Here is a 4,580-nt window from a genome sequence, read left to right on the forward strand (position 1 = left end):
CCCCCCCCCCGCCGCGACGAGCCGCGCCGCGACGGCCTCGGCGTGCCGGACGAGCCCGGCGAAGTCGACCACCCGGGCACCGTCGAGGACAGCGGGCGCGCCCGGGGCGCGGGCGGCCGCCGCCCGGACGAGCCCCACCACCCCCTCCGCCGGCGGTTCGACGGGGCCGGCGACCCCCGGTGGGACGGCGGTGGCGGTCAGCCGGAGCTGGCTGACCCGGACCTCCGGGTCGGCGAGGACGTCACCGAGCAGGGCGGTGAGGCCGTCGGCGAGGACCTCGGCAGCCGGCCCGTCCACCACGTCGTGGTTGAACTCCAGCTCCAGGTCGACGCCGCCGGGCACGGCCCTGGCGATCAGGGTGAGGTCGAAGGCGGTGGTCCGCGACGGGGGGCGCAGCGCTTCCGCCACCACCCCGGGCAGCTCCACGGGCACACCGAGGGAGTCCTCCCACACCACCATGTACCGCATCAACGGGTGGTGCCCGCTGTCCCGGCGGCGACCCAGCAGGCTTGCCAGCCGTTCGACGGGCACCGCCTGGTGTTCGTGGGCGGCGGGCACCGCCTCCCGGCACTGGTCCAGCACCTCGGCGAAGCGGGGGTCACCGCGCAGGTCGGCGCGCAGCGGCAGGGTGTTCACCAACATCGTCACGGCGGTGTCGGCGCCCGGCAGCCCCCGGTCGGCCACCGGCGCGGCCACGACCACGTCGTCGGCCCCGGAGAAACGGTGGACCAGCACCTGGAACGCGGCCAGCAGCACCATGAACGGCGTCACCCCGCGCGCGGCGCACAGCGCGCGCAGCGCCTCGGTCCGTTCGGGCGGGAGCACCCGGATCGCGCGGCCGGCCCGGTGCCCGCCGTCCACCCGGTGCCGGGGTCCGACGGTGAGGTCCACGTCGAGCGTCACCCCGTCGAGGCGGTCCCGCCAGTACTCCAGATCCCGTTCCGCGCGGGCGGAGCCGGCCCCCGGTGCCACCCGTGCCGGGTCCGTGGGCGGGTCGAGGCGTGGTGCGCGGTCCTCGAGGGCCGAGGCGTACAGCTCCCGCAGCTCCTCGGCGACCAGCCGCATGGACCACCGGTCGATGACCAGGTGGTGCAGCACCAGCAGGAAGACGACGTCGTCGTCGCCCAACCGCAGCAGCCGCGCCCGCACCAGCGGGGGACGGTGCAGGTCGAACGGCTCGGCCAGCGCCTCCTCCCCGGCCGCCTCCACGCGCGCGTCCCGGTGCTCCGGGGAGAGGCCGCGCAGGTCCTCCACGTGGAAGGGCACCGGTGCGGTGTCGCTCACCAGCAGCCGGGCCGGTCCGCCGTCGCGCGAGGGCGAGGAGCGCAGCACGGGGTGCCGGCGGGTCAACGCGTCCAGTGCCCAGCGCAGCGCCGCCTCGTCGACGGTGCCCCGCCACCGGGTGGGCACCGCGACGCCGAACAGGCCGGGGCCGCCGAGGAACTCCTCCTCGAACAGGATCCGCGCCTGGCCGGGGGACAGCGGCAACTCCGTCGGCTCCACGGACGCCGCCGGATCCTCCCCGTCGTCCGCCGTCCGGGCCTCGATGTCGGGGGTTCTCGCCTCCTCGACCCGGCGGGCCAGCGCCGCGACGGTGCGGGTGCGCAGCACGTCGGCCATCGACAGCCGCACCCCGTACCGGCGCCACACGGCCGCCACGGTCCTGGTGGCGGTCAGCGAGTGCCCGCCGAGGGCGAGGAAGTCGTCGCGGATCCCGACCCGGGGCAGACCGAGCAGCTCGGCCCACACACCGGCCAGCTCGCGCTCCAGCGCGGTCGCCGCCTCGCCGGCCGGCGCGTCGCCCCCGACCTCCTCGCCTTCCGAGGCGGTGGGGCGGGCCGAGGTCTCGGGCAACGCCGCGTAGTCGATCTTGCCGTTGGTGGTGAGGGGGAAGCGGTCCAACCGCACCCACCGGGTGGGGATGACCGCCTCCGGGAGCCGGTCGGCCAGGTGCGCGCGCAACGCGGCGGGCTCGGCACCGCCCTGGAGGTAGGCGACGACACGGTCACCGGAGGGCCCGCCCACCAGGCGGACCGCCGCCCGGGACACCGCCGGGTGCTGGTGCAGCAGCGACTCGACCTCGGCCGGGTCCACCCGGTGGCCGCGCACCTTGAACTCCGCGTCCACCCGCCCCAGGAACTCGATCCTGCCGTCGGCCAACCACCGGACGCGGTCCCCGGTGCGGTACACCCGACCGCCACCGGCCGGGTCCAGACCGAGCCAGTCGGGCAGGAACCGGGCCGCCGTCTCCGCCGGCCCGCCCAGGTACCCCCTGGCGAGCGGAAGGCCACCCACCACCAGCTCCCCGGGGACCCCGACCGGCACCCGCCGGCCCTCGGAGTCCACGACGGCCACCGAACAGTTGTGCATCGGCCGGCCCAGCGGCACCCGGGACGCCCCGTCCGAGGGGTCGGCCTCGTCGTGCAGCACGGTGATCGTGGTCTCGGTCGGACCGTAGGCGTGGACGAGGACGGTGCCCGACCGGTCCAACAGCCGGTCGCGCAGCGACGGCGGGACGCGTTCACCGCCGCACACCGCCAGCCGCAGCCCCAGCGCCTCGTCCTCGTCGGTGCCGGCGAGCAGTTCGTCCAGCACCGAGGGCACCAGGTGCGCGACGGTGACCTGGTGGGCCCGCATCAGCTCCGGCAGGTAGGGGACGATGCCGTGCACCCGGTGTTCGGCGACCACCAGCCTCGCCCCGGCCACGAGCCCGGCCAGCAACTCCCACACCGCGATGTCGAACCCGGGGGAAGCCGTGGCCAGCAGCACGTCCCGGGGCCCCAGCGGGTACGCCTCCTGCCACCACGCCATGCGGTTGGCCAGGGCTCCGTGCGGGACCAGCACTCCCTTGGGCCGGCCGGTCGACCCCGACGTGTACATGAGGTAGGCGGCCAGCGCCGGGTGGGGGTCCGGCCACGGCGCCCCGTCGCCGTCGCCGATCCGCTCGGCTCCGCTCCCGCCGTCGAGGGCCTCGTCGACCCGGAGCACGGGCCCGTCGACCCCGGGGGAGGAGGCGGACGTCAGGGTCACGACCGGACGCGCGTCGGCGACCACCGCCGCCCGCCGACCCGAGGGCCACCTCGGGTCGAGGGGCAGGTACACCCCGCCGGCCCGGACCACCGCCAGGCAGGCGACCAGCACGTCGAGCCCGTCCTCGGCCAGCACGGCAACGGGCCGTTCCGGCCCCACCCCGAGCGCCCGCAGCCGGCGGGCCAGCGCGGCCGACCGGGACCCCAGGTCGGAGTAGGACAGCTGGCGGTCCCCGCGCACCGCGGCCACCCGGTCGCCGTTCTCGGCCAGGGCCGTCGCGACCCGCCGCCACCACCGGCCCGGGTCGTGGTCGACCCGGGCACCCCGTTCCCAGTGCCGCCTGAGTTCCGCCATAGTCGCCTCAGGCTAGGAACGGTGTTTATCAGATCCTTATCGGCGCCGATCACGCGGGGAAAACCGATCGATAAGGGAGAAGGATACAAAAGCGGACGCACACGCACGGGTATCCCGCTGGAGGATGGCAATGGCGACAGAACGAGAAGGCGCCTTCGAGGACATGTCCCTCGACCACGTGGTGTTCCACGTCGGCGACGCGCACCAGGCCGCCGCGGAACTCGTCGACCGGTACGGGTTGGCGGTGCTCGACGCGTCCGAGGACGCCTCCGCCCGGTCGGTGGTGGTCGGCGGCGGCGGTGACATCAGCCTCGTCTTCACCGAGGCCGTCACCGAGGACCACCCGGCCGCCGCCTACGTCAGGGCCCACGGCGACGGGGTGGCCGACATCGCGCTCGGGGTCCGTGACGTCCGAGCCGCCTTCGACGAGGCGGTCCGCCGGGGAGCGCGACCGGTGTCCGCACCCGCCGAGGACGGCGGCCGCGTCGTCGCCACCATCATGGGCTTCGGCGACGTCACCCACACCTTCGTGCCACGCGGCGACGTCCCGGCCCGTGCGGAGGCGGCACCCGCCGCGACGGGGCTGTACGCGTTGGACCACTTCGCGGTGTGCGTCGAACCCGGGCAGCTGGCCGCGACCGTGCGGTTCTACCAGGACGTCCTGGACTTCCGCATGACCTTCGAGGAGCAGATCGTCGTCGGCGCGCAGTCGATGAACTCCCAGGTCGTGCAGAGCACCTCCAACGCGGTGACGCTCACGATCATCGAACCCGACACCTCCCGCAACCCCGGGCAGATCGACGACTTCCTCAAACGCCACGGCGGTTCGGGCGTCCAGCACATCGCCTTCATCACCGACCACATCACCGACTCGATCCGCCAGCTCCGCGACCGGGGGGTGGAGTTCCTCACCACCCCAGCCGCCTACTACGAGGCGTTGACCGACCGCATCGAACTCACCAGGTACTCCGTCCCCGAACTCGGCGAACTGCACATCCTCGTCGACGAGGACCAGGGCGGGAAGCTGTACCAGATCTTCACCCGGTCCACCCACCCCCGAGGCACCTTCTTCCTGGAGGTGATCGAACGGGCGGGAGCGCGGACCTTCGGTTCCGGCAACATCAAGGCCCTCTACGCGGCCGTCGAGGCCGAACTGAGCAGGCAACCGCGCTGAGCACCCCACCGCCCACCCCCCC

2 protein-coding genes are annotated in these 4,580 nt (G+C 74.6%); one reads left to right on the forward strand and one right to left on the reverse strand.

What is annotated here, in order from left to right:
- Positions 1 to 3,384, reverse strand: a 3,384-nt coding sequence (locus ACTIDRAF_RS0219040; RefSeq protein WP_016700319.1) for a non-ribosomal peptide synthetase, incomplete at its 3' end; no start/stop codon positions are given.
- A gap of 130 nt (positions 3,385 to 3,514) precedes the next feature.
- Here ACTIDRAF_RS0219040 and hppD point away from each other — a divergent pair.
- Positions 3,515 to 4,558, forward strand: coding sequence for a 4-hydroxyphenylpyruvate dioxygenase (gene hppD, locus ACTIDRAF_RS0219045; protein WP_016700320.1), 1,044 nt, complete (start codon positions 3,515 to 3,517; stop codon positions 4,556 to 4,558).
- The last annotated feature ends 22 nt before the right edge of the window (positions 4,559 to 4,580 follow it).

Source organism: Actinoalloteichus spitiensis RMV-1378 (genome assembly GCF_000239155.1).
Taxonomy (GTDB): Bacteria; Actinomycetota; Actinomycetes; order Mycobacteriales; family Pseudonocardiaceae; genus Actinoalloteichus_B; species Actinoalloteichus_B spitiensis.